Origin of the sequence: Burkholderia sp. B10, assembly GCF_004368385.1 — a bacterium.
In the GTDB taxonomy this organism is placed as follows: domain Bacteria; phylum Pseudomonadota; class Gammaproteobacteria; order Burkholderiales; family Burkholderiaceae; genus Burkholderia; species Burkholderia vietnamiensis.
In genome coordinates this window covers 1-22,770 of record NZ_PQMX01000013.1, presented here as the reverse complement: position 1 = coordinate 22,770, position 22,770 = coordinate 1, and the positions used below count along the sequence as shown (strand labels likewise).

The following is a 22,770-nucleotide window of genomic DNA, read 5'->3' as shown; positions in this document are numbered from 1 at the left end:
CGCGACGTGAGCGGCGCATGTCGCGCATGTCGCAGGCGCGCACCCCTGCAAGCCTTTCCCCTTGGGACATTGAGACATTGAGACATTGGGACAAATAGGAGAGAGTGATGATCGATTTGAAAGAGCGGGTGGGCGTTGCGATGAGCGTTCGTGGTCAGTTCACCGACCCGATTGCCGATCCTAAAGTTACTTTGGGCGCACTCGCATTTGCTAACGATCTCGGGAGCCTGCTTGCTCGAATCAAGGCTGGGCCGCTGCCGACGCATGCGATGGTTCGACGTGCAACGTTGCTGTTGGCGCAGATGATCCGGACGTCGGGCCGATTCAAGCGTGCGCGGTTCACGGGCCTGTCGCGCGACGAGCGTCGCGATCAACGTGCGGGGCACGCTGTCGAGCGTTCGAAGGTCGACATCGTCGAGCGATTCGCGCTGCGGTTGCTGGACGAGTGGGTGAACGATCAGTGTGTCGAGTGCGAAGGCCGCGGCGTCGTGCGTCGCGCACGTCCCGTCACGGCGTCAACGCACGCGTGTGATGTATGCGGGGGCAGCGGGAAGGTGTGTATATCGGAGGAGCGTATCCCGTTCTTCGAGGGGCGTAACGGGCCGCTAGTCTTTCGGGAATACGAACCATGCGACGACTGCGGCGGGATGGGGCGGATCGCCGCGTCGCCGGTGTCGGATGCAAAGGGCCGGCACATTTGCCCCTGCTGTTCCGGTTCCGGCAAGCGACAGGTCGACGACGCTGGCCGGGCGCACGCGCTCGGCGTATCGCTCGACGAGTATCGGAAGAACTGGTCGTGGCGCTTCCACGACATGCTCGCGCTGCTGGATACGGTCGATGGATCGGTGTACGACACATTGCGTCGTCAATTGCGAGGATGAAACGTATTCCATTTCAAGAGCGGATCGCGTAAACTTTGCACATCCTTTACTGCGTCACTGGATAAATGAGCGACCGCATACTCGTGTCGCAACCTTCGCCCGACAGGCGTACTGAATCGCGGGAGCGCCGCGACCAACAACGATAACTGTCTGTCGGGATCTGTTGGGAGGGCGTTCGCCCTTACGAAATGAATACCGAAGCCCTGAGTGCGAAAGCCCTCGGGGCTTTTTGCATTGGGGCGCTGAAATGCGAATCGAGTCGACGAGCGCCGGGCCAAGCGAGGTCTGGTCGACGTGGGATGAAGATCGAAGCATGGGGCGCGTTACCGCGCGGTGCTTCGTGTTTGACGACGCGATGGACCGCGTCGTGTGGGCGATGGACCGAGCGGGTGACGGCACGACCGCCGATGTCGCGGTCGGTGCGGGCCTGCCTATTTTTTGAGCAGGCGGGGACCCTCTGGGCGTCGCCACACGCGGGGGCTCGCACCCGCGTTTTTTCTCTACTGGCGAGTCTCCATAGGGGGTCATATTCATGCCGACTCAGCAGCAGATCGCTGACCATCTCGACCTCGATCAGTCGGCCGTTTCGCGGTTCGTCGACAAGGTCCAGCTCGATTACCGCGTGGCGTCGATCGACGAGATCCGCGTCGCGTACATCCGGCATTTGCGCGAGGTCGCGGCCGGCCGGTCCAGCGGTACGGGCATCGATCTCGTCGCCGAACGGGCGAAGACCGAGATCGTCGATCGCGAGATCAAGCTGCTGACGCTGGCAGAGAAGAAAGGGCAGCTCGTCAATGCGGCGCAGCTCGAACAGGCGTACGGCCTGATGGTCGGCGCATTTCAAACGGAGCTGCTGTCGCTGTCCGACAAGCTGGTGCAGGAGCTGCGCACGCTATACGGCGTCGAGGTGGACGTCGAATGGTTGAACGAGCACATATATGGATGCCTTGAGCAGCTTTCTGAATACGACCCAGACGGTCCACGCGGTGATTCGCCGGATCGCGAAGATGCTGCGTCCGCCGGAGCGGATTGGGACGACGGATTGGTCGCGCAAACATCGCAGGTTGAGCGCGAAGGGATCGGCCAGTCCCGGCCGGTATAACCCGAACATCACGCCGTGGGTGTTCGGCATGCACGAAGCGCTGGACGATCCGACCGTGCAGAAGGTCGTGTGCATGAAGTCGGCGCAGGTCGCGTGGACTGATGGTGTGCTGCTGAACTACATCGGCAAGCGGATCGACGTTGACCCGTGCCCGATGATCGTCATGTTCCCGAAGGAGAAGACGGCGAAGAAGTTCAACCTAGAGAAATTCGAGCCGATGGTCGAGGTGACGCCTCGCCTGTCGGCGAGATTGCCGGTTCACGCGGCCCGCGACAAGAACAACCTCTGGGATCACAAGACGTTCGCACGCGGCTTCCTGAAGTTCATCACGTCGAACGCGCCAGACGAAGTGAAGTCGACGCCGGCTCCGGTCGTTGCCGTCGAGGAGCCGGACGACGCGAACACGAACGTGCGCGAGCAGGGCGATTCGATCACGCTGCTGGAGGAACGGAACAAGAGCTATTCGGCCCGGCGACGCAAGATGATTTTGGGCGGCACGCCGACCATCGACGGCCTGTCCCGCATCCAGCAGGCTTACGCGGCATCGGATCAGCGTGTGTATCTGGTGCCGTGTCCCGATTGCGATGAGGAGCATGAGCTGGCGTGGGAAAACGTCACGTGGAGCGAGGGCGCCGAAGTCGTACATGAGGTTTATGGCCGCGCACAACCGGAGACGGCCCGTTACACCTGCCCGCATTGCGGCTCGTTGTGGGACGACGCGACGCGTATTCGCGCTGTCCGACGCGGGCGATGGGTCGCGACGGCACCGTTTCACGGCGTTGCCGGCTTCCGCATCAACGAGCTGGTGTCGCCGTTCCCCGGCTCGAACATGGCCGAGCTGGTCAAGAAGTGGCTGACGGCCGACAAGGCGCTGCGCGAGGGCGACGATACGAAGATGCGTTCGTTCGTGAACAACTCGCAGGGCCGGGCGTACAAGTACAAGACTGATCTGCCCGAGCTGGACGTGCTCGCGCAACGTGCGCTGCCATACGCGGAGTTGACCGTGCCGCTCGGAGGTCTGGTGTTGACGCTTGGCGTCGACGTGCAGCACGACCGCCTCGCGATTGTCCTGCGTGCATGGGGGCGCGGCGAGGAAAGCTGGCTCGTCGCGTGGGGGGAAATATACGGCAACGTGACGGAGCAGCAGCAAGACCCGATGACAGGCGGGGTATGGGGCGCGTTGACGATGCTGCTGTCGCACGCATACCGGCATGAGAACGGCTGGTTGTTGCGTGTGCGTGCAACGTCGATCGACTCGTCAGACGGTGCGACGTCGGATGCGGTTTACAAGTATGTGCGTGCGGCGCAGCACGCGGGTTACAACGTCATGGCGGTCAAGGGCAGCAGCAACGTCGACGCGGAGATCTTCAGCGTGCCGAAGGCGTCGATCGACTCGACGCGCAACAACAGCAAGGCCGCGAAGTACGGACTGCGGCCGTACATGGTCGGCGTGAGCCGCGCGAAGGATTTGATCCTCGAAAACCGACTGAAGCTCGAAGGCGACGGGCCGGGCCGCATGCACTGGTATAGCGCGGTCCGTAGCGACTACCTCTCGCAGCTCACGGCGGAGGTCAAGGTTCCGGGGCCGCGTGGCGGTAAGCGCGTGTGGAAGAAGATCAGCCCGAGAAACGAAGCGCTGGATTGCGAAGGGTACGCGCTGCACGCGGCGCGGAGCGTGAAGGTGCATCTGATGACCGAGGCGCACTGGCAGGTCGAGCAGCATCGTGCATCGCAGGTCACTCTGTTCGATGCGGTTCCGGTGCTGGAGGCGTTGCCGGCGGCACTGCCGGCCGAGGTGCCGCCTGATCCGCCGGACGTGCCCGAGATTATCGAGACGCCGCGGCCGTTGCCGCAGATAGCAAAACCCACCGAAACCCCGCCCCCGAGCGGGGTTTCGCGCATTCAGGGGCGTCGTGTGGGTCGCTCGACGTACCTGAAGCGGCGCTAAACGAGGGAATGGCATGGCATACACAAAACAGGATCTGCAGAACATCCAGTCTGCAATCGCGAAGGGCGAGCTGGAAGTCCAGTATGCCGACCGGCGCGTGAAATATCGCTCGATCGGCGAACTGCGCGAGGCACGCACCGAGATCATTCGCGACCTGAACGGCGCGGCCGGGCGTTCGTCGATCGTCCGGATCCGCCACGCCGGCAAGGGGGTGCGATGAAGCGCGGCTTTCCGTCACTCGCGCGGCGCGGATTCGTGGTGCCGACGCGGCTGAAGGCGGCGGCGTACGAGTCGGCGAGCACGACGGGCGCACGGGCGAAGTCGTGGCGTGCGTCGAGCGCGGGACCGAACGCGGCGGCGGCGCAAAACCTGCCGCTGCTGCGCTCGCGTGCTCGGGACGCGATCCGCAACGATCCGTGGGCGAAAACGGCGATCGCACGGCTCGTATCGAACACGATCGGGAACGGCATCCAAGCGCACCCGCAGCATCCGAACGACGCGGTTCGCAAGATGCAAAAGCAACTTTGGGAGGATAGCTGCGAGGAGATCGACGCGGACGATGTGTTCGACATGGCGGGCGTGCAGACGCTTGCCGCGCGGGCGTTCTTCAGTGACGGCGAGGTACTGGTTCGTCGCCAGTTCCGAAGTCCGAGCGAAGGCTTGGCGGTTCCCATGCAGATCCGGCTTCTCGAAGGCGATTTGCTGCCTATGGAGAAGAACGAGGTGGTGCCGGGCGGTGGCGAGATCATCAACGGCGTCGAGTTCAATGCCGACGGGCGACGCGTTGCATATCACCTGCTGCAGCGTCATCCCGGTGAATACGGACGTGCATCGACCGGCAACATGCAGACAGTTCGCGTGCCGGCTGACGAAATCGCGCACGTTTTCCTCGCGTTGCGGCCCGGCCAGGTGCGCGGCGTCCCGGAGCTGTCGACCGTGCTGCTTCGGCTCAAGTCGCTGGACAACTTCGACGACGCAGTGCTGTTCCGGCAAGAGGTCAGCAATCTCTTTGCCGGGTTTATCACGAAGCCGCCGAGCGAGCCGGGCTTACCGGGGGATCCCGTCACGGGCGGGGAAATGCAGTACGACGTCGACGGGTTCTCGCCGGTCGTTTCGCTCGAACCGGGAAGCATGCAGGAACTGGCACCGGGCGAGGACGTCAAGTTCGCCGAGCCGCCGGGCGCGGGTACGGACTACGGGCCGTTCATGCGACAGCAACTGATGGCGGCTGCGGCTTCGGTCGGCATGCCGTACGAAGTCATGACGGGCGATCTGCGCGACGTGAGCGATCGCGTGCTGCGGGTGATCCTGAACGAGTTCCGGAGGTCGATCGAGCAGATCCAGTGGAACGTGTTCATTCACCAGTTTTGCCGGAAGGTATGGCGCTGGTGGGTCGATGCCTGCGCGCTGTCGGGCGCGATGCCGATGGCGGACTACTACCGACGTCGTCGCGAGTATCTGCGGGTGCGGTGGGTGCCGCAGGGCTGGCCGTATATCCATCCGGTGCAGGACGTCACGGCGAAGCGGATGGAGATCCGCTCCGGACTTGCGAGCCGGACAGGTGCCGTACTGTCGCGCGGCGACGATCCGGAGCAGGTCGACAACGAGAACGCGGCCGACCTTGCGCGCGAGCGCCGGCTTGGTATTCGGTATGACACGCTCGAACCGTTCGACGGTATGGGCGATCATTCAAATGGGGAGGGCGAATGAAAGGGAAGAAGCGCTGGTGGGACATCCGCGCGCAGGCGAACGGGGCCGGCGAGCAGGTTGCCGAGATCCGGATCTATGGCGACATCGGCTTTTGGGGCACGGACGGGGAACTGTTCGCATCGACGCTCGATGAGGTCGCCGCGACGGCGACATCGATCGTCGTTGCCGTCAATTCGATGGGGGGCGACGTGTTCGACGCGTTCACGATCTACAACGCGTTGCGCCGGCATGCCGGCAAGGTGACCGGCCGCGTCGACGGCGTCGCAGCGTCGGCTGCATCGCTGATTCTGATGGCGTGCGAAGAAATCGTGATGCCGTCGAATGCGATGCTGATGATCCACAACCCGCATACGGTGGCGGCCGGTGAGGCGACCGACCTTCGAAAGCTCGCAGACCTGCTCGACAGCACGTCGGACAACATGCTCGCGGCTTACGTGGAGCGTAGCGGTCGATCGCACGACGAGGTCCGGGCCATCATGGACGCAGAGACCTGGCTAACCGCAGCTCAGGCGCAGGAGCAAGGATTCTGCGACACGATCGCCGAGCCGATCCGTATCGCTGCGTACGCGGGCGCGGCGCGACACGTCGCGCGTTTCTCGGCCGTGCCGGATCCGATCCGCGCGATGCTCGCCGACGACGTCGAGCCACCCGTTCCCGCACCGCAACCGCAACCGCAACCGCAGCCCGCACCGCAGGCCGGGCCGGATGTTGCGGCGCTGGCGTCGCACGTGTACGCGGCGTGCCGTGACGCGAAGATCGAGCACTGCGCGGAAGGCATTGTGCTGGCGACGGGGCTGCGTGACCGCGCGAGTGTCGACGCTGCGATCCGAAGCGCACAGGACATTGCCGGTATCTGTCTGGCCGCGAGCCTGACCGAGCTGACGGCCGGCTTTGTCACGGATGGTCTGACGCCCGATCAGGTTCGCGCGCGGCTGTTCGAGCGCGTAACGGCGTCGCAGAAGCCGATCAACCATCGCTCTGTCCCGGCCGCGCAGCAAGACGCGCCCGTGGTCGCGAATGCGCTGCGCGCGGCGTCCATCTACGCGGCTCGCAAGAGCGGCAAGTAACTTTGACGTAACCCGAGGAGGGGAAAACTCATGTCGAACGTGAAGCAACAAGGGGTGTTGACGGCCGAATTTCTGGTGTCGGAGGGCGAAGGGCAGATTTCGCGCGATCGCATCGTCGTCAAAGCCGGGGCGGCGCTGCCGGCCGGGCAGGTTCTCGGCCTGACGAGCACCGGCGAGTACGCGCCGTACGACAACGCGGCTAACGACGGTTCCGAAGTCGCCGCCGGGGTGCTCTATGCGGCGCTGCCGGCGTCGGATGCGCCGCGTCCGGCAACCGGCATCGTGCGGCTCGCCGAGGTGGCCGGTGCGCTCTTGACGGGGCTCGACGTTACCGGCCGCGGTGATCTCGCCGAGCGCCACGTGATCGTCCGCTGACCACAGTCGGCGCGATTCAAGGCCACGCAGCACGCGTGGCCTTTTTTGTATCCATTTCATGTTGGAGGTTGTATGGCGGACATCGCCCTGTTTCAAGACGACGCATTTTCGCTGTCGTCCCTCAGTGCTGCGATCAACGAGCAGCCGTATGTGCCGGGCCGCATCGGTACGCTCGGCCTGTTCGAAGAGGACGGGATCACGACGACGACGGTGCAGATCGAGCGCGACGGCGACACGCTGTCGCTCGTCGCGGCAGGCCAGCGTGGTGCACCGGCCGCCGTTGTCGCGGGCAGCAAGCGCAGCATGATCCCGTTCAATACGGTGCACCTGCCGCAGCGCGCAGTGATCATGGCCGACGAAATCGCGAACCTGCGTGCGTTTGGTTCCGAAACGGAGCTGGAAGCGATGCAGACGGTCGTGAATCGCCGGCTCGCGAAGATGCGCCGGCAACTCGATGCGACGCACGAGTTCCACCGCATCGGCGCAATCAAGGGCGCGGTGCTCGATGCGGACGGAAAGACGGTCTTGATCGATCTGCTCAAATACTTCGGCATCGAGCAGACGGTGATTCCGTTCGAGCTGTCGACCGCGACGACCGAGATTCGCCAGAAGTGCGTCGAGGTGCAGGACGCGATCGAAGACGCGCTCGGCGCGATGACGTACACGGGCGTGCGCGTGCTGTGCGGGCGCGAGTTCTGGAACAAGCTGATCGTCGCGAAGTCGGTGAAGGAAACGTATCTCGCGTCCGTGATGGCCGCGCAGCTGCGCGGCGACGCGCGCGACGCGTTCGACTTCGGCGGCTGCACGTTCGAACGGTATCGCGGGCGCGTCGGTGACGTCGGCTATGTGGCGGACGACGAAGCGCACGCCGTGCCGGAGGGCGTGGCCGAGCTGTTCATCACGCGCTTTGCGCCGGCCGACTACGTCGAAGCGGTCAACACGACGGGCCTGCCGTACTACGCGAAGCAAGAGCTGATGGACTTCGGCAAGGGCGTCGAGATCGAAGCGCAATCGAACCCGATCCATCTGTGCACGCGCCCGAAGGCGCTCATCAAGCTGAAGGTGTGACGTGGCGTTCCGGGATCTGATCTCGGACGTCGACGCAGCGGTGCTACGCGACCTGGGAGACGCGGATATCACGATCGACGGCCGGTCAGTCGAAGGGATGTTCGCGTCGCCCTGGCTTGGGCCGGATCTCGGCGGCCAGCGCACACAGCTCGTCGCGCCGGTATTCCACCTGCGCGACCGCGACGCTGCTGCAGTTCGGCAGGGCAGCATCCTGGTCGCGAATGGCGAGCGCTACCGCGTGCTCGAGGCACATCCGGACGGCACCGGCTGGACCGTCCTCATTCTCCAGTAGGTGCTATGGACGATCTGAAGATCGAAATCGACATCAAAGAGGCGACGGCAGTGTTGCAAGGCTTGTCGCCGTCTGCGATGCAGGCAGCGTGGCGGCGGACGTTGCGCAAGACGGCCGGGTGGATCAAGAGCCAGACAGCGAAAGAGGTCGGGGCCGCGACAAAGGTCCCGCAGAAGGTCATCCGTCGTCGCCTCTACTTCTTTCTTCGCTCGGCTGACACCGGCAAGGTGTGGCTCGGCCTGAACCCGCTCGAGGCGCATCGCCTTGGCAATGCGACGAGGACGCGCAAGGGGATGCGAGTCGGTCGCCAGTCGTTCCAGGGTGCGTGGCGACAATCGAAGCGAAAGCCCGATGGACCGATCTACGAGCGTGTCGGCAAGGAGCGGATGCCTTACCGGATGGTGACGGTGGCATGGCAACAATCAGGCGATCCAGCGTTTCGACGTGCAGCCAAGGCGTGCGAGGCTCGGCTGATGGTGATTCTCCGTCAGGAAGTGAACTACGAACTGCAGAAGGTGATGCGCCGTGCTTGAGAACCTGAAAGCGCTACATGAAGCGATTGAGCGCGACATTCGTGTGAAGCTGCCGACGATCAAGCGCATCGAGGCATACCCGCGTCTCGGTCAGAAAATCGAAACACCATTGATCGCGATCGAGCTGAACGAGTTCGAGCCCGGTCACGACGATGGCACGGGCGACGTGGCGCTGATCGCGCGCATGCAGGCCCGTGTCGTGTTCGATCCGATCGACGACGGGGCCGAGCTGGCCGTGCGCGAGGTTGCCGCACGTGTCGCGATGGTGGTGCACGGGAACACGTGGGAACTGCCGATCACGCCGGGCAAGGTCGTACAGGTAGCGGAGGATCCATTCCGGCCGCAGCTCGATACGTACTGCGTCTGGCTCGTCGAATGGACGCACGAATTCGGTATCGGCATGGAGCTGGACGAGATCCTGGACGGTCGATCGGTCGTGTGGGGCGTTGATCCGGGCACCGGCCTTGGCAATGAAGGGCAGTATTGGAATCCGGCGGACGCGGGAGGCGGCGAACCATGAGCGACTACGAGCTGGGCGAGATCGATCGCCGCATGGCGTGCATGGTGCAGCACGGGACTGTCGAGACCGTCTCCTATCAGCCGCCGCAGTGTCGCGTGCGAATCGGCGATTGGGTCAGCGACTGGATGCCGTGGAAGACCGCCGCAGCGGGCGTGGTTCGCTTCTGGCGTCCGCCGTCTGTTGGCGAGCAGGCGTCGATGTTCGCGCCGTCCGGTGATCTGGCCGGCGCGTACGCGGCTCCGGGGTATTACTCGGATCAGCATGGTGGTTCGGCGCGGTCCAATCCGAACGAGACCGCGTGGGACTACCCGGACGGGGCATCGGAAGTCTATGACCACGAGAAGCACGAGTACCGCGTCGACGTGCCGGCAGGCGGGCGCATCGTGTTCCGCATCGGCGCAACGGAGCTGGAACTGCGCGCCGATGGCGTGACGTTGCGCACACAGCAACTGCTTGGCGACGTGCCCGATTCGACGTTCACGGGCAACACGACGACCGAGAAGCTGTTGACGTTCAACGGCGGGATGCAGGGCAAGGGCGGCGGTGACGGTGGCCCTGCCGTCCAGGTTGAGGGCGGAGCGCGTTACACGGACGACGTCGAGATCGGCGGTAAGTCGTTCCTCAAGCATTCGCACATGGAAGAGGGTGACGGTGCGCCCGTGTCGCCGCCGCTGTAACGCACACGTTCGCAAAGTTGCTTTGCCCCGCTTCGGCGGGGTTTTGTTTTTGAGGGAATCACCATGGCAAAAGACACTCCGCAGGCCGTTACTCGGGCCGCTCCGTCCGTCGCGCGATTTCTCGATACGCGGTTCCGTAGTCGCGTGATCGTGTTCCCGAGCGGCGATGTCGTGCATGTTCTTTCGGGCAAAGCGATCGCAAGAACGGAAGCACAGATCGAATACCTCGATGCGCATCCGGATTTCAAGCGCCTTGAGGAGCGCGGATGAGTCGGTCCGGTGCGCTCGTCGGCATGGACCGATGGACGGGTGCGCCGATCAGCGGCGTCGCGCACCTGAAGCAGAGTCTCGGCGACATCCTCAGCACGCGCAAGGGTACTCGGCGAGAACTGCCTGATTACGGTTCGGACATCCCGTTGATGGTCGATCTTCCGATCACGCGCGGATGGATTTCGGCGGCACAGGCGGAGGCCGCGCGGGCAATCGGCCGATGGGAGCCGCGAATCAAGCTCGCTCAGGTCAAGGTGTTGTCGGTCATCGACGGCAAACCAACGTTCGCGATTCGTGGCGAGTATGACGGCACGGCCGTCGAAATCGAGGTGCCAACATGACGATTATCGATCTCGCTTCGCTGGACCCGCCTGATCTTGTCGAGGTGCTCGACTTCGAGGCGGCGTTCCAGATGAAACTGGAGTATTTCAAATCGATCTATCCCGATTGGACGGCGGCGTTGAAGTCCGATCCGGTCGTCAAGTTGATCGAACTCGCGGCATACGACGAAATTCGCGCTGCGTCGCGACTGAACGACGCAGCCCGCGCCGTGATGCTTGCGTTTTCGACGGGAGCCGACCTGGAGCATCTGGCGGTGCTGCTGGATACGGAGCGAGCGGTGGTCGACCCCGGCGATCCGGATGCGAATCCTCCAGTCGAACGGCGCATGGAATCGGACGACCGGCTGAAGTTGCGCACGCAGATGTCGATGGAGCGCGCGACCGTCGCCGGGCCATTCGCGGCATACCGCGCGTTCGCGATGGATGCGTCGGCCGACGTCCTCGATGTCGCCGTCGATCGCCCTGAAGCCGGCACCGTGCGGCTCACGATCATGTCCGCACGTGGTGACGGTGTACCCGATGAGGCGTTGCTTGATCTGGTGCGCGCGAAGGTTTCGCCTGAGACGGTCCGCCCGCTCAACGATACCGTTCTTGTCGAGCGAGCGGCCAAGATCGAGTACGGGATCGACGCCGTGATCTACGTCGGTAGCGGGCCGGACCCGAACATCGTGCTCGACGCAAGGCGTAAGGCGCTCGACAGCGTGGTGGCCAAGTCACGACGGCTTCGTGGCGGGATGCCACGGACTGCAATCGACGGCGCCCTGCATGCGCCGGACAGTGGCGTTACTCGCATCGAGCTGCGTTCACCTGCGGTCGATGTTTTGTGTGGTCGGCGAGAGTTCGCGCATTGCACGGCCATTAATCTGGAGGTGAAGGTCGATGACGCATGAGCCGCTTCTCCCGTCCAATCAGACGCCGCTCGAGGCCGCGCTCGCACGCGTGATGCGTCCGACCGTCGATCCGGAAGTGCTGCGCACGCTGTGGGACGCTGACCGCTGTCCTGCAGCGTGGCTACCGTGGCTCGCGTGGGCGCTGGCAGTCGATGGCTGGGAACTCGCTGAATCGGAAGATGCCCGGCGAACGCTGGTGAAAGGCTCATTAGCGTTGCATCGAAAGAAGGGCACGCCATGGGCGGTGCGCGAGGTGATTCGGCGTCTCGGGTTCGGCGAGGTAACGATCGTTGAGGGCCGCAGTGGCGGGCGTCGCGATGGGGCGATCGTCCGTAACGGGGAACAGTTTCGCGGTAAGGCGGGTGCGTGGGCTGAGTACATCGTGAAGTTGGGGCGGCCGGTGACCCGCGATCAGGCGGAGAAGTTGTGGCAGGCAATTGAGCGTTACGCGCCTGCCCGAAGCAAGCTCACGGCACTCGATTACACGGCTGTTGCGATTCGGCACAACGGCGTGGCAACTCGGGACGGGCAATACACTAGAGGGAGTATCGCAACATGAGTGATCTGGTCGAGATCGAGCAATGGGAGGACGGGATCTATCAGCTCGAAACGTCCGACCCTGTAATGGGTGGTCCGGACGGTATCGATAACGTACAGGCAAAGCAACTTGCGAATCGGACGCGCTATCTGAAAATGGCGATCGAGGCCGGTCAAAGCAACTTTGAGCAGCACGTTGAGGCGGCTGATCCGCATCCGCAATATGCGACGCACGGGGACCTCGCAGAAACGGTCGCTGCTCTGGTTGCGCAAGCTCCGCAGTCGCTCGACACGCTCAGCAAGCTCGCGAAGGCGCTCGGCAACGATCCGAATTTCGCCACGACTCTCACGACCGCACTTGCGTCCAAAGCAGGGCTGGATTCTCCCGCGTTTAAGGGCGTACCGACGGTGCCGACACCGGCCGTCGGCGAAAGCGGCGTTGCCGCGGTCAACGCCGAATGGGTGAGGGGGCAGAACTACCAGCCCGCACTTGGATTTACGCCGGTCCAGCAAGGTGGCGGTACGAACCAAGGTGCCAACAAGATCAAGGTCGGCTGGAATCTCGATGGGTCCGGGCTGAAGTGCATGGTCGATGCAACCGACCTTGGAAACTTCGTCTTCGATAGCGCCGTGATTGGGCAGATCGTGTTCGAACCGCGCACGCAGGCACGGGCAGGCTACCTGAAGTGCAACGGTGCGCTGCTCAAGCGGGCTGACTACCCGAAGCTATGGGCTTACGCTCAGGCGAGCGGAGCGCTTGTCACCGACGCGGCATGGGGTGCTGGCAGCAATGGCTGTTTTTCGCAGGGTGACGGCGCAACGACGTTTCGTTTGCCGGAACTGCGCGGGGAGTTTCTGCGTTGCTGGGACGACGGACGGGGTGCTGATGTTTCTCGGGCGATCGGGACGTGGCAAGGCGGGCAGAACGCTTATCACGCGCATGGCGCATCGGCAGCAGGAGCCGGCGCCCATGGCCATTCCGCGTGGACCGATACGCAGGGGTGGCACGGTCACCACGGAGCGACTGCCGGCGCGGGCGCACATAGTCATCCGCTCAACTATCGAACCCCCGAGTGGATCGGTGACACGGACCGAGGCGGTGTCGGCAGTACGTTTTCAATCGACTCCCCCGTGCAGCCTTGGACAGACGTGGTCGGCGACCATGCACACGTATTTGATACCGATGGCGCAGGCAACCACGCTCACAACGTTGGAGTCGGTGCAGTGGGCGATCACATCCACGCCATCACGGTCAACGGTGATGGCGGAAACGAGGCGCGCCCGCGCAACATCGCATTGCTGGCGATGATTCGCGCTTATTGAATGGAGTTCGACATGCTTTTACATCAATACGACAGCCAGACGGGGCAATACCTGCATAGCTTTCTGGCCGATCCTGATCCGCTTAATCCGGAGCGTTGGTTGGAACCGGCATTTGCTACTTCGGTGGCGCTGCCCGATCGCCTGCGCCTGACGTGGCCGGTTTTTCGCGATGGCGCGTGGTCGCTGGTGCCGGACTATCGAACGCTGCGCCTCTACCGGAAAGGCAATGGCGAAGTCGCAGAGATCCTGGTGATCGGCATTACGCCCGACGATGCCGGTTTGACCGATACGCCCCGACCCTCTGACGAGCATGTCTGGAGCGACTCCACAAAATCGTGGGAGGTTGATCCGTCTATCGTTGCGCAGCGCGCTCGCGATGCGGCGATGGCGGACTTCGACGCGCGACGCTCCGTTGCCGTGCAGAAGAACTTCGGCAAGGCCGATGCGTTTGCCGCCGGCATGATGACGCTGGCTGAGCAAGCTGTCTTCAAGGCGTGGGCGGCGTATCAAATGGCGTTGGTTCGGCTTGTCGATTCACCGACGTTCCCCGAGGGCGTCGTTTGGCCCGATGAACCCGATGAGGCGCAGGTCATTGCGCAAGCCGAGGCAGAAGCCGCAGCCGCGAAGAAGCAGTTGGAGGTTGACGCCGCAGCACGGCTCGCAGCAGCGCAGCCGCCGCAACCGGTCGCGATTGAACATCCGGACGCCGGGCCATCCGACTGATAGTGAACGCGGAGTCGAGAATGCGACGACCGCTCGCACATCCCATCGCAGGCCGCTCATTTGAGCGGCCTTTCTATTTGTAGCCTTCTCGGAGACCTGAATGGCAGCTACTTCTTTCTATCACGGCGTAACGACCGTGCTGGTCGACACCGGCCCGCGCACGATCGCCGTGCCCTCGACGTCGGTCGTCGGTATCGCTGACACTTACACGCCGGGGCCGGACCTTGTCGCGCCCAACGTGCCCGTGCGCATCACGAGCGAATACGACGCGGCCGCCGCATTCGGTGAGGCCAGCCCGATCACGCGCGCGATTCAAGGCATCTACAAGCAGAGCAAGACGGTCATGGTCGCGGTAGGTATCGCGGCTGACCAGACCGACGCCGAGCTGACGTCCGCGATTATCGGTGGCGTGTCGGCAGGCGGTGCGCGCACCGGCATGCAGGCGCTGCTTGACGGCAAGTCGCTGTTTGACCTGAAGCCGCGGCTGCTGATCGCGCCGGGCCACACCGCGAAGCAGCCGGTCGCGACGGCGGCCGACGAGCTGGCCGCGAAGCTGCGCGCAATCGCGATCCTCGACGGGCCGAACAAGACCGATGAAGACGCGATCGCGTACGCGAAGAACTTCGGCAGCAAGCGGCTGTATCTCGTCGATCCCGGCGTGCGCTATTGGGACACGGCGAAGAACGCGGACGTCGACGCCCCGGCATCTGCGTACGCTGCGGGTCTCTTCTGCCAGACCGACGCGGCGATCGGCTTCTGGGCGTCGCCATCGAATAAGGAAATCGTCGGGATCAGTGGCACGAAGCGGCCGATCGAATTCCTCGACGGCGACGAGACCTGCCGCGCGAACCTGCTCAATAACTCGTTCATCACGACGATCATCCGCGACGGTGGGTATCGCCTGTGGGGCAACCGCACGTTGTCGGCGGATCCGAAGTGGTCGTTCGTGACGCGGGTGCGCACGCTCGACATCGTGATGGACGCGGTGCAGGCCGGCCATAAGTGGGCGGTCGATCGAGGTATCACGTCGACGTACGTAAAGGACGTCACCGAAGGGCTGCGAGCGTTCATGCGCGATCTGCGTATGCAGGGCGCGGTAATCAACTTCGAGGTGTACCCGGATCCGAAGCTCAATTCGGCGTCGCAGCTCGAACAGGGCAAGGTGTACTGGAACATCCGCTTCACGGACGTTCCGCCGGCAGAAAACCCGATCTTCCGCTTCGAGGTCACGAACGAGTGGCTGACGGAAGTTCTCGACACGCAATCGTAAGAGGTCACGCATGGTCCCGGAAACTCTGAACAACATGGCGCTGTACGTCGACGGGCGCGGCTTCGCCGGTCGCGCACCCGAACTGAGCCCGCCGAAGCTGAAGATCAAGACGGAGGACTACCGCGCAGGCGGCATGGACGCCCCCATCAAGATCGATCAGGGCATGGAAGGCTTGCAAGCTGCGTTCTCGATGGGCAGTGCCGAGCGCGACGTGCTGAAATTCTTCGGCCTGGCCGACAACAACGCATTTAACGCGACGTTTCGCGGCGCATTCCGCGACACGCGCGGCAAGGTGAAGTCGGTCGCGCTCATCATGCGCGGCATGCTGTCCGAATACGATCCCGGCAGCTGGAAGCCGGGCTCCACGTCGGAACTGAAGTACACGGCCGAGCTGACGTACTACAAGGCCGAGATCGACGGCGCGGTGATCTGTGAGATCGACGTGCTCAACATGATCCGCATCATCGACGGCGTCGACCAACTTGCCGATGTGCGCAAGGCGCTCGGCATGTAAGTGCGGTGGCCGGCGGCAATGCCGGCAAAGTAACTTTTCGATAACCCGAGGGGCGGTCCATTGACCGCCCCTTTGTCATTTGTGAGGTGCTGAATGGAAACCGTGAAGATCACGCTGAAGTATCCCGTCTCGTTCGACGGTGTCGTGCGCAACGAGCTGGTGATGCGCCGCCCGAAGGTGCGCGACATGCGTACCGCGAGCAAGCAGGCGCAGGGCGACGACGAGCTGCGCGAGATCGTGCTGTTCGCGACGCTCGCCGAGGTCGCTCCCGACGATATCGAAGCAATGGACATGGTCGATTACGACGCCATGCAGCGTGCGTACGAATCCTTTCGATCCGTTCGTCCGGCTCCCAATCGAGACGGTAAAGGCGCTGGCTCGGCGAATAATGAAGGAGTACGGGACGCAGCCGCAGTCGGTTGAAGACATGACGATCGACGAATTGTTGTGGTGGCTGACGGATTGAGCGAGGACTGACATGGCACGCGATATTGCACTTGGCATCGTCATCGGCGGTGCGGTGTCGGCAACGCTCGGTAAGGCGTTTGCCGATACGAATTCGAAGATCGTCGGGCTGCGCAAGACTGCGAGCGAGCGCGGCATGTGGCAGCGGCAGATCGGCGAGACGATCAAGCTGCAGGAGGAGTTCCGCCGTCTGCATCTTGCCGGCGACAGCGCGGCTGACGGGATCCGGCGCAAGCTGGACAACAACGTCCGTGCGCTGCGTGACGCGGGTTTCGAGGTCGACCGGCTTGATCGCGCATATGCCCGGCTCGGCCGGACGGTGCGCGGGCTGGAGCTGAAGGCCGCCGGCCATGAACGACTGGCGGCCGGTCGCGACGGCATGCGCAGTGCGGCTGGTGATGCGGTGAAGCTCGGTGCGGCGGTCGCCGTGCCGACCGCCGTATCGGCGCAGTATCAGGCGATCATCCGGGACATTGCCATCAAGGCGGGCATCGCGCGCACCGAGCAGGAGCGCACGATGTCCGAGCGCATCCGTCGCGACGCGCTGTCGAACGGTATGGGGCGCGACGAGCTGGCCGATGCCGTCAACCAGATGGTCGCGGCCGGGATGGACGTCGACCGGGCGCTGAACTTCGGCCCGGCCGTCGCGAAATTCTCTGTTGGTCAGGGCGCGTCGAGCGTCGAGACCGCGCAGATGATTCAGGCGCTGCAGCAGAACGCCAACATCGCGGATCCCAAGGCGATGATGAAAGCGCTGGAGGCCATCGCGTATCTCGGCAAGGAGGGCTCGTTCGAGTCCGTCGACATGGCCCGATGGTTCCCGGTGCTGCTCGCCGAAATGAAGAAGATCGGTATCACGGGGCAGGACTCGGTGACGCAGCTCGGCGCGATGCTGCAGGTTCAGATGAAGACCGCCGGCAACGCCGACGAGGCGGCGAATAACCTCAAAAACTGGTTCTCGAAGATCGGTTCCGGCGAGACTGAGCGTAACTACAAGAAGGCCGGCGTCGATTACGAAGGGAAGATGAAGGAGGCGATCGGCAAGGGCTGGTCGACGCTGGAGGCGTCGTTCGTTCTCGCTCGGGCGTACATCGAGCGCGTCGACCCGAAGAAGGCTGCGCAGCTCGCGGCGGTGGCGAAGCAACTCAACAGCGAGCTGGATCCCGCCAAGCGTCAGGCGCAGATGCGAGCCTTCGAGGACACGATGAAGACCGGCGACCTGTTCAACGACATGCAGGTCAAAGCGGCGCTGACGGCCTACATGCAGAACGCCGATCTGTATCAGAAGCTCAAGCGCAACGCAGCAGACGCCAATGGTGAGATCGACAAGGATCTCGCCGACCGCCGCGCAACGTCGAAGCAGATCTGGAACGAGGTCGTCCAGCAGTGGGACGACGCGATGCGCAGTATCGGCGATGCGCTGCGGCCCGTGACGGATCTGGCCGGCAAGGTCGCGAAGCGGGCGGGCGAAACGGTGCAGCACGCGTCGGACGCTGCACCCGGCGCGACGGCGGCGGTCGTTGGCGTTATCGGCACGGCGATTGCCGTTCGTGGTGCCCGTGCCGCGTGGAACATGGGGCGCGGTGTGCTCGACATCCTGCGCGGCGGTTGGATGGCGCGACGCGGTGGCGGTGGAGCCGCCGGGGGCGGCGCAGCCGGAGGGCGCGTTGGTAAGGCACTCGACGCGTTGAGCGGTGCTGCCGGAGGCGTGCAGCGCGTATTCGTCGTCAACCTGCCGGGCGGCGGTCTTGGTGGCGTTGCCGGGGCAGCAGGCGACCTGCTCGGCGATCTTGCCGGTGGCGGCTCCAGCGGCGGCCGTGTTCCGCGCGGTCGTCTCGGTCGTGTCATCGGTGCGTTTCGGACGGTCGCAGGCCGTTTCGCTCCCTACGCCGGGAAGCTGGCCGTCGCCGGCAGCGTCCTGAAAATCGCATTTGCGGCCAAGGATGCGTATGCGGTCGCGCGCAGCGATCAGCCGACCGCGCGGAAGGCGGAAGGGTACGCGAGCATCGGTGGGTCGCTCGCCGGGGGCGTCGTCGGGGCGAAGCTCGGTGCCGGTATCGGCATGCTCGGCGGCCCGATCGGTGCGGCCATCGGTGGCGTGCTCGGCGGTGCGGTCGGCACGTTTGCCGGTGGAAAGTTACTTGGGGCGATGGCGCGGTGGGCGACGGGTTCGAAGGACGGCGACAGCGACGCGGTGAAGGCGGCCGCGAAGGTGGCGGCCGGCCCGGACTCGCCGCAGTCGCGGCCGTTCAAGGTCGAGCAGCAAAACTCGTTTGCCCCGGTGTTCCACATCAAGGTCGAGGGCGGCACGGACGCGGAGATCGCGGACAAGCTGCTCGCGCGCATCAATCCGCTGATCCAGCGAACCATGAGCGAGTCGATGGACAAGAGTAACCGGTCGGCGATGTTCGATGCGCCGCATCTGTAAGGGGAAGGGATGGACTTCATTTCGAGTGTGACGCAGGCGGCAACGCAGGCGAGCATCGCGTCCGAACGCGTGCGGCACGTAGTGCGCGTGTTCGATCGGAATCGCAGCGCAAGCCAGAACACGGTCGACACGTTGACGAAGCTGGCAACGGGGAATCTCACGTCGGCCGCTGACCTGTTGCGCGGGGCGACGAGCATGCTCTCGGTGGCCGGCGACCTGAGTCCGCAGATCGGTACGGTGATGCGTAGTTTTGCGGCGACCGGCGCTGCCGTCAGCGGCATCGTGAAGATGATCGGCGGGGTCGATCACCCGTTGATCCAGTCGGCCGCGCAGTCCGTCATGGGCGCGTTGGGCGACACGAAAACACGGTTCACCGCGTTGGTCGGCGAGCAGACGGCGGGCGCTCTGCAGACGTTCGCGCAGACGACGGGTCTCAGTTCGGTCCTTTCCGGCCTGTTCGACAGTGCGACGTCTTCCACCCCTCATCTGCTGACGCTATCAACGGATGACGGGGATGCGTTCCACTTCGGGCTGTCGACGGCGGCGTTCGACAAGCTGCGGCGCTCGACGCGCTTCAAGATCGCGTCGCAGGAACGGCTGAATCGCGAGGAGGCGCAGCAGCCAGTGAGTCAGGGCGGCGACACGATCACGCTTTCGGGCGTCGTGTTTCCGTCGCTCGGTGCTGGGTTCCGCCAGTTGGAGACGCTGCGCGCGATCGGCGCGAAGTTGAAGCCGGTGCAGTTGACGGCCGGCACGGGCGACGTGCTCGGGCGCTGGTATCTGCACAGCGTCGACGAAGAGCAGGAGGCGCTGATGTCTGACGGTGCGCCGCGCAAGCAAACCTACACCCTGGAGTTCGGCCGCTATGGCGAAGACTTTGCGAACCTCTGACGGGGACATTCTCGACACGCTCTGCTATGCCCATTACGGGACGTTGAAGGGCACGGTCGAGGCCGTGTACGAAGCTAATCCGGGTCTCGCGCGGGAGCCGCAACCGTTTCGATCGGGCGTGTTGATCACGATGCCGGATCTCGACACGCCGCGCGACGAACCGATTCAGCTTTGGTCGTGAGGGAGGGTCAATGCAGGCAATTTTTCAGGTGGTCGCGAACGGGGCCGACATCACGCGCGTGATTCAGGATCGCGTGCTGCGGATCCAGACGACCGACAAACCGGGGCTCGAAGCGGACGAATGCGAGATCGAGCTGGACGACCGGGACGGCAAGGTCCGATTCCCGCCGAAGGGCGCGACGTTGAAGATCTCGCTCGGGTGGGAAGGGCAAGGGCTGTCGATGCTCGGCGAGTATGCCGTCGACGAGATCGTACTGCGCGGCCCGCCGGCGACGATCATCATCCGCGGACGACCGTCCAACATGCGCGCGACGTCGAAGACGCAGCGCAACGGCAGCTGGACGAATGTGAAGCTGGCCGACATCGTCGGCGACGTCGCGCGGCGCAACAAATGGGTTGCCGCGTGCTCGGTCGACGCAGCGATTCCGCGCGCGGATCAGTTCGGGGAGAGCGACCTGCATTTCATCACGCGTATCGCGCGGCAGTACGGCGCAACGGCGACGGTGAAGGCGGGCAAGCTCATCGTCGGGCCGATCGGTGGCGGCAAGAGCGCAAGCGGCAAGCCGCTGCCGGTCATCACGTTGACGCCGAGCGATCTGACGGACTACGAGATCTCGTTTCCTGATCGTGCCAGCTTCGTTGCAGTACGGACGAAGGTGCACGACAAGAAGACGGGGAAGAAGATCGACCTCACGATCCCGAATCCGGATGCCCCGCCGGGCGCCGCCGCTGTCCATACCGAGCGCCATGCCTTCGCCAATCCAGAGGCCGCCAAGGCCGGCGCGAAGTCGCGTCTCGAGAAGCTGAACCGGCACACCGCGCGCAGCGTGCTGCGGATGAAGGGACGCACGGACATATCGGCCGAGAAGACCGTGAAGCTGTCGGGGTTCAAGCAGGAGGCCGACGGCGATTTTCTGGTCGATTCTGTCCGGCATACCTATGCCGGTAACGGTTGGGATACGTCGGTGGAGCTGAACGCCGGCAACAAGGGCAAGGCGAAGGTCGGCCATCGCAAGAAGCCGACGAAGAAGGTCGATCTGGTCGTACCGTCGCCGCCGAAGTAACACGCGCGTGCATCAATTTCTGGCAGCCGCCTCGAGGCAACTCGGGCGGCTTTTTTTATTTTCAGCGGGGGTTTGATGGGTGATGAAAAGCAGGAGGGGCTGGCCGTCCAGATCGCGACGTTGACGCAGCAGATGCGGGCCGTCGCGGCGAGTGTCGAGGACATCAAGCGATCGGTGCAGCCGTTCGCGGATCTCGACCGGCGGCTCGCGGAGATGGCGGTGCGGGCGGAAACGGTGCGTGAGGATGTCAGTTTGCTATGGAGCCGTTCGCGTGCGGAAGAACGAGCGCGTGCCGAGCTGGCCGACGAGATTGCCGATGTCGATCGCAAGGTCGACGCGATGAAGAACAAGGCGACGGGCGCGATGTGGGTGCTCGGCGTGTGTCTCGGCGTGGTGCAGACGTTTCTGGTCGGTTCGATCGTCTGGGTATTCACGCACATCAACGAGGGCGATGCGCTCAACCGGCTGCAGCAGCAGCGTATCGATTTACTGGAACAGGCACTGAGCCGGGGAGGGAAGCAATGAACGTAACTGCGAAGATCGACGCGCTGATCGGGCGCGAAGGCGGATTCTCGAACGATCCGAACGATCGAGGCAATTGGTATCTCGGGAAGCTCGAAGGAACCATGTGGGGTGTGACGGCCGCCGAAGCCCGCGCGTACGGATACACGGGGCCGATGTGCGACATGCCGCGCACGACGGCCGTTGCGATCTACGAGTCGCGTTACTGGCGGCGACCGAAGTTCGATCAGGTCGACGCGATCTCGTCGACGCTCGCGGAGAAGCTGTTCGACATCGGCGTGAACACGGGGCCGCCGACCGGCGTCAAGTTCATGCAGCGGGCGCTGAACGTCCTGAACCAGAACGAAAAGACTTTCCCGGATGTCTCGGTCGACGGCGGCATCGGCCCGATGACGATCGCGGCCCTGAAGGCGTTCCTGCAGCAGCGCGGGGCGGACGGGCATCGCGTGCTGTACGGCATGATCGCCGCGCAGCAGTCGGTGTTCTACATCGAACTGGCCGAGCGCCGGCCGGAGAACGAGACATTCGAATACGGGTGGCAGCTGAACCGTGCACTGGGGGTGTGACGATGCTCGACATTCTGAAAACTGTTGCGCCGTGGCTGGTAACGGCGCTGACCGGCGGTGTGCCCGGTATCGCGGCGATGGCCGCGTCGACGATCGCGGATAAGCTCGGCTTCGGTGACGGTTCGGTGGACGCCGTGAAGGCGGCGCTGGCCGGCCAGTCGGTGACGCCCGAGCAGCTGCTCGCGTTGAAGCAGGCCGATGCGGACTTCGAGCTGAAGATGCGGCAAGCCGGCTTTTCTCACGCCGAGAGCATGGCGGGCATTCAGGTGCAGGCCGACAAGGTCGCGGCCGACGATCGCGCGAGCGCTCGCCAATTCGCTACGGCCGAACACGACCACACAGCGCGCAACCTCGCCTACATGTACACGGTGGCGTTGTTCGTCGTGATCGGGCTGGAGTTCTATCTGGCGATCGGCGACATCAAGATGCCCGACGTCGTGAAGAGCACGCTCGACACGCTGCTCGGCGTGCTGATCACGATGGTGATGTCAAACGCATTTGAAATCTGAGCCACTTCGCGCCTGATCGCGCAAAGTAAAACTGAGCCAGTCGTTACTTCTTCGATGTCGGGACGTGCCCGGCTTTGCGTTGCTGTTTCAGTCTGTAGCTGTCT

General features: G+C 63.9%; 29 protein-coding genes. All 29 read left to right on the top strand.

From position 1 onward, the window contains the following. Positions 1-107: 107 nt before the first annotated feature. Positions 108-881, top strand: coding sequence for a zinc finger-like domain-containing protein (locus C3Y15_RS09275; RefSeq protein WP_124260030.1), 774 nt, complete (start codon positions 108-110; stop codon positions 879-881). Positions 882-1,128: 247 nt separating this feature from the next. After that, a complete protein-coding gene (locus tag C3Y15_RS32220) occupies positions 1,129-1,323 on the top strand; it encodes a hypothetical protein (protein ID WP_124260031.1) in 195 nt (64 codons plus the stop codon). A 90-nt stretch (positions 1,324-1,413) separates the two neighbouring features. Then, positions 1,414-1,983 (top strand): MarR family transcriptional regulator, encoded by a 570-nt coding sequence (locus tag C3Y15_RS31975; RefSeq protein ID WP_185499746.1) that lies wholly within the window; start codon positions 1,414-1,416, stop codon positions 1,981-1,983. Next, the gene (locus C3Y15_RS09265) at positions 1,946-3,931 is read left to right on the top strand and encodes a terminase gpA endonuclease subunit (RefSeq protein ID WP_185499747.1); all 1,986 of its coding nucleotides are present in this window, start codon (positions 1,946-1,948) and stop codon (positions 3,929-3,931) included. The genes C3Y15_RS31975 and C3Y15_RS09265 overlap by 38 nt, the downstream gene beginning before the upstream one ends. Before the next feature lie 13 nt (positions 3,932-3,944). Continuing rightward, on the top strand, positions 3,945-4,151 hold the full coding sequence (locus C3Y15_RS09260) for a hypothetical protein (protein ID WP_006497114.1): 207 nt from the start codon (positions 3,945-3,947) through the stop codon (positions 4,149-4,151). Further along, the gene (locus C3Y15_RS09255; RefSeq protein ID WP_124260033.1) at positions 4,148-5,641 is read left to right on the top strand and encodes a phage portal protein; all 1,494 of its coding nucleotides are present in this window, start codon (positions 4,148-4,150) and stop codon (positions 5,639-5,641) included. The genes C3Y15_RS09260 and C3Y15_RS09255 overlap by 4 nt, the downstream gene beginning before the upstream one ends. Further along, positions 5,638-6,708 carry a head maturation protease, ClpP-related gene (locus tag C3Y15_RS09250; protein WP_124260034.1) on the top strand — a complete coding sequence of 357 codons (1,071 nt, stop codon included), beginning with the start codon at positions 5,638-5,640 and terminating at the stop codon, positions 6,706-6,708. Before C3Y15_RS09255 ends, C3Y15_RS09250 begins: the two co-directional genes overlap by 4 nt. A 30-nt stretch (positions 6,709-6,738) precedes the next feature. Continuing rightward, positions 6,739-7,083 carry a head decoration protein gene (locus tag C3Y15_RS09245; protein ID WP_034194272.1) on the top strand — a complete coding sequence of 115 codons (345 nt, stop codon included), beginning with the start codon at positions 6,739-6,741 and terminating at the stop codon, positions 7,081-7,083. 72 nt (positions 7,084-7,155) lie between these two features. After that, the gene (locus C3Y15_RS09240) at positions 7,156-8,151 is read left to right on the top strand and encodes a major capsid protein (RefSeq protein ID WP_059723229.1); all 996 of its coding nucleotides are present in this window, start codon (positions 7,156-7,158) and stop codon (positions 8,149-8,151) included. 1 nt (position 8,152) lies between these two features. Then, a complete protein-coding gene (locus tag C3Y15_RS09235) occupies positions 8,153-8,443 on the top strand; it encodes a hypothetical protein (RefSeq protein ID WP_059460922.1) in 291 nt (96 codons plus the stop codon). A 5-nt stretch (positions 8,444-8,448) separates the two neighbouring features. After that, entirely contained in the window at positions 8,449-8,976 is a 528-nt protein-coding gene (locus tag C3Y15_RS09230; protein WP_124260035.1) for a phage tail protein, read from the top strand. Then, positions 8,969-9,496, top strand: coding sequence for a hypothetical protein (locus C3Y15_RS09225; protein WP_124260036.1), 528 nt, complete (start codon positions 8,969-8,971; stop codon positions 9,494-9,496). Before C3Y15_RS09230 ends, C3Y15_RS09225 begins: the two co-directional genes overlap by 8 nt. Then, positions 9,493-10,173 carry a phage baseplate assembly protein V gene (locus C3Y15_RS09220; RefSeq protein WP_059668613.1) on the top strand — a complete coding sequence of 227 codons (681 nt, stop codon included), beginning with the start codon at positions 9,493-9,495 and terminating at the stop codon, positions 10,171-10,173. Before C3Y15_RS09225 ends, C3Y15_RS09220 begins: the two co-directional genes overlap by 4 nt. A 63-nt stretch (positions 10,174-10,236) precedes the next feature. After that, positions 10,237-10,443 carry a hypothetical protein gene (locus C3Y15_RS09215; protein WP_124260037.1) on the top strand — a complete coding sequence of 69 codons (207 nt, stop codon included), beginning with the start codon at positions 10,237-10,239 and terminating at the stop codon, positions 10,441-10,443. Beyond that, positions 10,440-10,784 (top strand): GPW/gp25 family protein, encoded by a 345-nt coding sequence (locus C3Y15_RS09210; RefSeq protein WP_059456083.1) that lies wholly within the window; start codon positions 10,440-10,442, stop codon positions 10,782-10,784. The genes C3Y15_RS09215 and C3Y15_RS09210 overlap by 4 nt, the downstream gene beginning before the upstream one ends. Then, positions 10,781-11,674 (top strand): baseplate J/gp47 family protein, encoded by an 894-nt coding sequence (locus C3Y15_RS09205; RefSeq protein WP_124260038.1) that lies wholly within the window; start codon positions 10,781-10,783, stop codon positions 11,672-11,674. The genes C3Y15_RS09210 and C3Y15_RS09205 overlap by 4 nt, the downstream gene beginning before the upstream one ends. Continuing rightward, positions 11,664-12,233, top strand: a complete 570-nt coding sequence (locus C3Y15_RS09200) for a phage tail protein I (protein WP_124260039.1) — start codon at positions 11,664-11,666, stop codon at positions 12,231-12,233. Before C3Y15_RS09205 ends, C3Y15_RS09200 begins: the two co-directional genes overlap by 11 nt. Further along, on the top strand, positions 12,230-13,534 hold the full coding sequence (locus tag C3Y15_RS09195) for a phage tail protein (protein ID WP_124260040.1): 1,305 nt from the start codon (positions 12,230-12,232) through the stop codon (positions 13,532-13,534). The genes C3Y15_RS09200 and C3Y15_RS09195 overlap by 4 nt, the downstream gene beginning before the upstream one ends. A 12-nt stretch (positions 13,535-13,546) precedes the next feature. Beyond that, positions 13,547-14,257: a tail fiber assembly protein gene (locus C3Y15_RS09190; RefSeq protein WP_243860201.1), complete on the top strand. Its 711-nt coding sequence runs from the start codon at positions 13,547-13,549 to the stop codon at positions 14,255-14,257. 100 nt (positions 14,258-14,357) lie between these two features. Beyond that, the gene (locus C3Y15_RS09185; protein WP_124260041.1) at positions 14,358-15,527 is read left to right on the top strand and encodes a phage tail sheath family protein; all 1,170 of its coding nucleotides are present in this window, start codon (positions 14,358-14,360) and stop codon (positions 15,525-15,527) included. 10 nt (positions 15,528-15,537) lie between these two features. Next, on the top strand, positions 15,538-16,041 hold the full coding sequence (locus C3Y15_RS09180) for a phage major tail tube protein (RefSeq protein ID WP_059668610.1): 504 nt from the start codon (positions 15,538-15,540) through the stop codon (positions 16,039-16,041). A 93-nt stretch (positions 16,042-16,134) separates the two neighbouring features. Then, positions 16,135-16,464, top strand: coding sequence for a phage tail assembly protein (locus C3Y15_RS09175; protein ID WP_059668609.1), 330 nt, complete (start codon positions 16,135-16,137; stop codon positions 16,462-16,464). A 55-nt stretch (positions 16,465-16,519) separates the two neighbouring features. After that, positions 16,520-18,934, top strand: coding sequence for a phage tail tape measure protein (locus C3Y15_RS09170; RefSeq protein WP_124260042.1), 2,415 nt, complete (start codon positions 16,520-16,522; stop codon positions 18,932-18,934). A 9-nt stretch (positions 18,935-18,943) separates the two neighbouring features. Continuing rightward, positions 18,944-19,825 carry a phage tail protein gene (locus C3Y15_RS09165; protein WP_059668607.1) on the top strand — a complete coding sequence of 294 codons (882 nt, stop codon included), beginning with the start codon at positions 18,944-18,946 and terminating at the stop codon, positions 19,823-19,825. Beyond that, positions 19,800-20,006: a tail protein X gene (locus C3Y15_RS09160; protein WP_034194256.1), complete on the top strand. Its 207-nt coding sequence runs from the start codon at positions 19,800-19,802 to the stop codon at positions 20,004-20,006. The genes C3Y15_RS09165 and C3Y15_RS09160 overlap by 26 nt, the downstream gene beginning before the upstream one ends. Positions 20,007-20,016: 10 nt before the next feature. Further along, on the top strand, positions 20,017-21,069 hold the full coding sequence (locus C3Y15_RS09155; protein ID WP_059668606.1) for a contractile injection system protein, VgrG/Pvc8 family: 1,053 nt from the start codon (positions 20,017-20,019) through the stop codon (positions 21,067-21,069). Between the two features lie 75 nt (positions 21,070-21,144). Continuing rightward, entirely contained in the window at positions 21,145-21,594 is a 450-nt protein-coding gene (locus C3Y15_RS09150) for a hypothetical protein (RefSeq protein WP_034194254.1), read from the top strand. Next, the gene (locus tag C3Y15_RS09145; protein ID WP_124260043.1) at positions 21,591-22,157 is read left to right on the top strand and encodes a glycosyl hydrolase 108 family protein; all 567 of its coding nucleotides are present in this window, start codon (positions 21,591-21,593) and stop codon (positions 22,155-22,157) included. The genes C3Y15_RS09150 and C3Y15_RS09145 overlap by 4 nt, the downstream gene beginning before the upstream one ends. A gap of 2 nt (positions 22,158-22,159) precedes the next feature. Continuing rightward, on the top strand, positions 22,160-22,666 hold the full coding sequence (locus C3Y15_RS09140; RefSeq protein ID WP_243860200.1) for a hypothetical protein: 507 nt from the start codon (positions 22,160-22,162) through the stop codon (positions 22,664-22,666). Positions 22,667-22,770 lie beyond the last annotated feature (104 nt).

Excerpts from the sequence above, each read along its gene's own strand:
- C3Y15_RS09195 (WP_124260040.1), top strand. The coding sequence starts at position 12,230 with ATGAGTGATCTGGTCGAGATCGAGCAATGGGAGGACGGGATCTATCAG.
- C3Y15_RS09215 (WP_124260037.1), top strand. The coding sequence starts at position 10,237 with ATGGCAAAAGACACTCCGCAGGCCGTTACTCGGGCCGCTCCGTCCGTC.
- C3Y15_RS31975 (WP_185499746.1), top strand. The coding sequence starts at position 1,414 with ATGCCGACTCAGCAGCAGATCGCTGACCATCTCGACCTCGATCAGTCG.
- C3Y15_RS09275 (WP_124260030.1), top strand. The coding sequence starts at position 108 with ATGATCGATTTGAAAGAGCGGGTGGGCGTTGCGATGAGCGTTCGTGGT.
- C3Y15_RS09220 (WP_059668613.1), top strand. The coding sequence starts at position 9,493 with ATGAGCGACTACGAGCTGGGCGAGATCGATCGCCGCATGGCGTGCATG.
- C3Y15_RS09165 (WP_059668607.1), top strand. The coding sequence starts at position 18,944 with ATGGACTTCATTTCGAGTGTGACGCAGGCGGCAACGCAGGCGAGCATC.
- C3Y15_RS09210 (WP_059456083.1), top strand. The coding sequence starts at position 10,440 with ATGAGTCGGTCCGGTGCGCTCGTCGGCATGGACCGATGGACGGGTGCG.
- C3Y15_RS09240 (WP_059723229.1), top strand. The coding sequence starts at position 7,156 with ATGGCGGACATCGCCCTGTTTCAAGACGACGCATTTTCGCTGTCGTCC.
- C3Y15_RS09245 (WP_034194272.1), top strand. The coding sequence starts at position 6,739 with ATGTCGAACGTGAAGCAACAAGGGGTGTTGACGGCCGAATTTCTGGTG.
- C3Y15_RS09205 (WP_124260038.1), top strand. The coding sequence starts at position 10,781 with ATGACGATTATCGATCTCGCTTCGCTGGACCCGCCTGATCTTGTCGAG.
- C3Y15_RS09150 (WP_034194254.1), top strand. The coding sequence starts at position 21,145 with ATGGGTGATGAAAAGCAGGAGGGGCTGGCCGTCCAGATCGCGACGTTG.
- C3Y15_RS09160 (WP_034194256.1), top strand. The coding sequence starts at position 19,800 with ATGGCGAAGACTTTGCGAACCTCTGACGGGGACATTCTCGACACGCTC.
- C3Y15_RS09250 (WP_124260034.1), top strand. The coding sequence starts at position 5,638 with ATGAAAGGGAAGAAGCGCTGGTGGGACATCCGCGCGCAGGCGAACGGG.
- C3Y15_RS09200 (WP_124260039.1), top strand. The coding sequence starts at position 11,664 with ATGACGCATGAGCCGCTTCTCCCGTCCAATCAGACGCCGCTCGAGGCC.
- C3Y15_RS09155 (WP_059668606.1), top strand. The coding sequence starts at position 20,017 with ATGCAGGCAATTTTTCAGGTGGTCGCGAACGGGGCCGACATCACGCGC.
- C3Y15_RS09255 (WP_124260033.1), top strand. The coding sequence starts at position 4,148 with ATGAAGCGCGGCTTTCCGTCACTCGCGCGGCGCGGATTCGTGGTGCCG.
- C3Y15_RS09230 (WP_124260035.1), top strand. The coding sequence starts at position 8,449 with ATGGACGATCTGAAGATCGAAATCGACATCAAAGAGGCGACGGCAGTG.
- C3Y15_RS09140 (WP_243860200.1), top strand. The coding sequence starts at position 22,160 with ATGCTCGACATTCTGAAAACTGTTGCGCCGTGGCTGGTAACGGCGCTG.
- C3Y15_RS09260 (WP_006497114.1), top strand. The coding sequence starts at position 3,945 with ATGGCATACACAAAACAGGATCTGCAGAACATCCAGTCTGCAATCGCG.
- C3Y15_RS09170 (WP_124260042.1), top strand. The coding sequence starts at position 16,520 with ATGGCACGCGATATTGCACTTGGCATCGTCATCGGCGGTGCGGTGTCG.
- C3Y15_RS32220 (WP_124260031.1), top strand. The coding sequence starts at position 1,129 with ATGCGAATCGAGTCGACGAGCGCCGGGCCAAGCGAGGTCTGGTCGACG.
- C3Y15_RS09175 (WP_059668609.1), top strand. The coding sequence starts at position 16,135 with ATGGAAACCGTGAAGATCACGCTGAAGTATCCCGTCTCGTTCGACGGT.
- C3Y15_RS09185 (WP_124260041.1), top strand. The coding sequence starts at position 14,358 with ATGGCAGCTACTTCTTTCTATCACGGCGTAACGACCGTGCTGGTCGAC.
- C3Y15_RS09180 (WP_059668610.1), top strand. The coding sequence starts at position 15,538 with ATGGTCCCGGAAACTCTGAACAACATGGCGCTGTACGTCGACGGGCGC.
- C3Y15_RS09145 (WP_124260043.1), top strand. The coding sequence starts at position 21,591 with ATGAACGTAACTGCGAAGATCGACGCGCTGATCGGGCGCGAAGGCGGA.
- C3Y15_RS09190 (WP_243860201.1), top strand. The coding sequence starts at position 13,547 with ATGCTTTTACATCAATACGACAGCCAGACGGGGCAATACCTGCATAGC.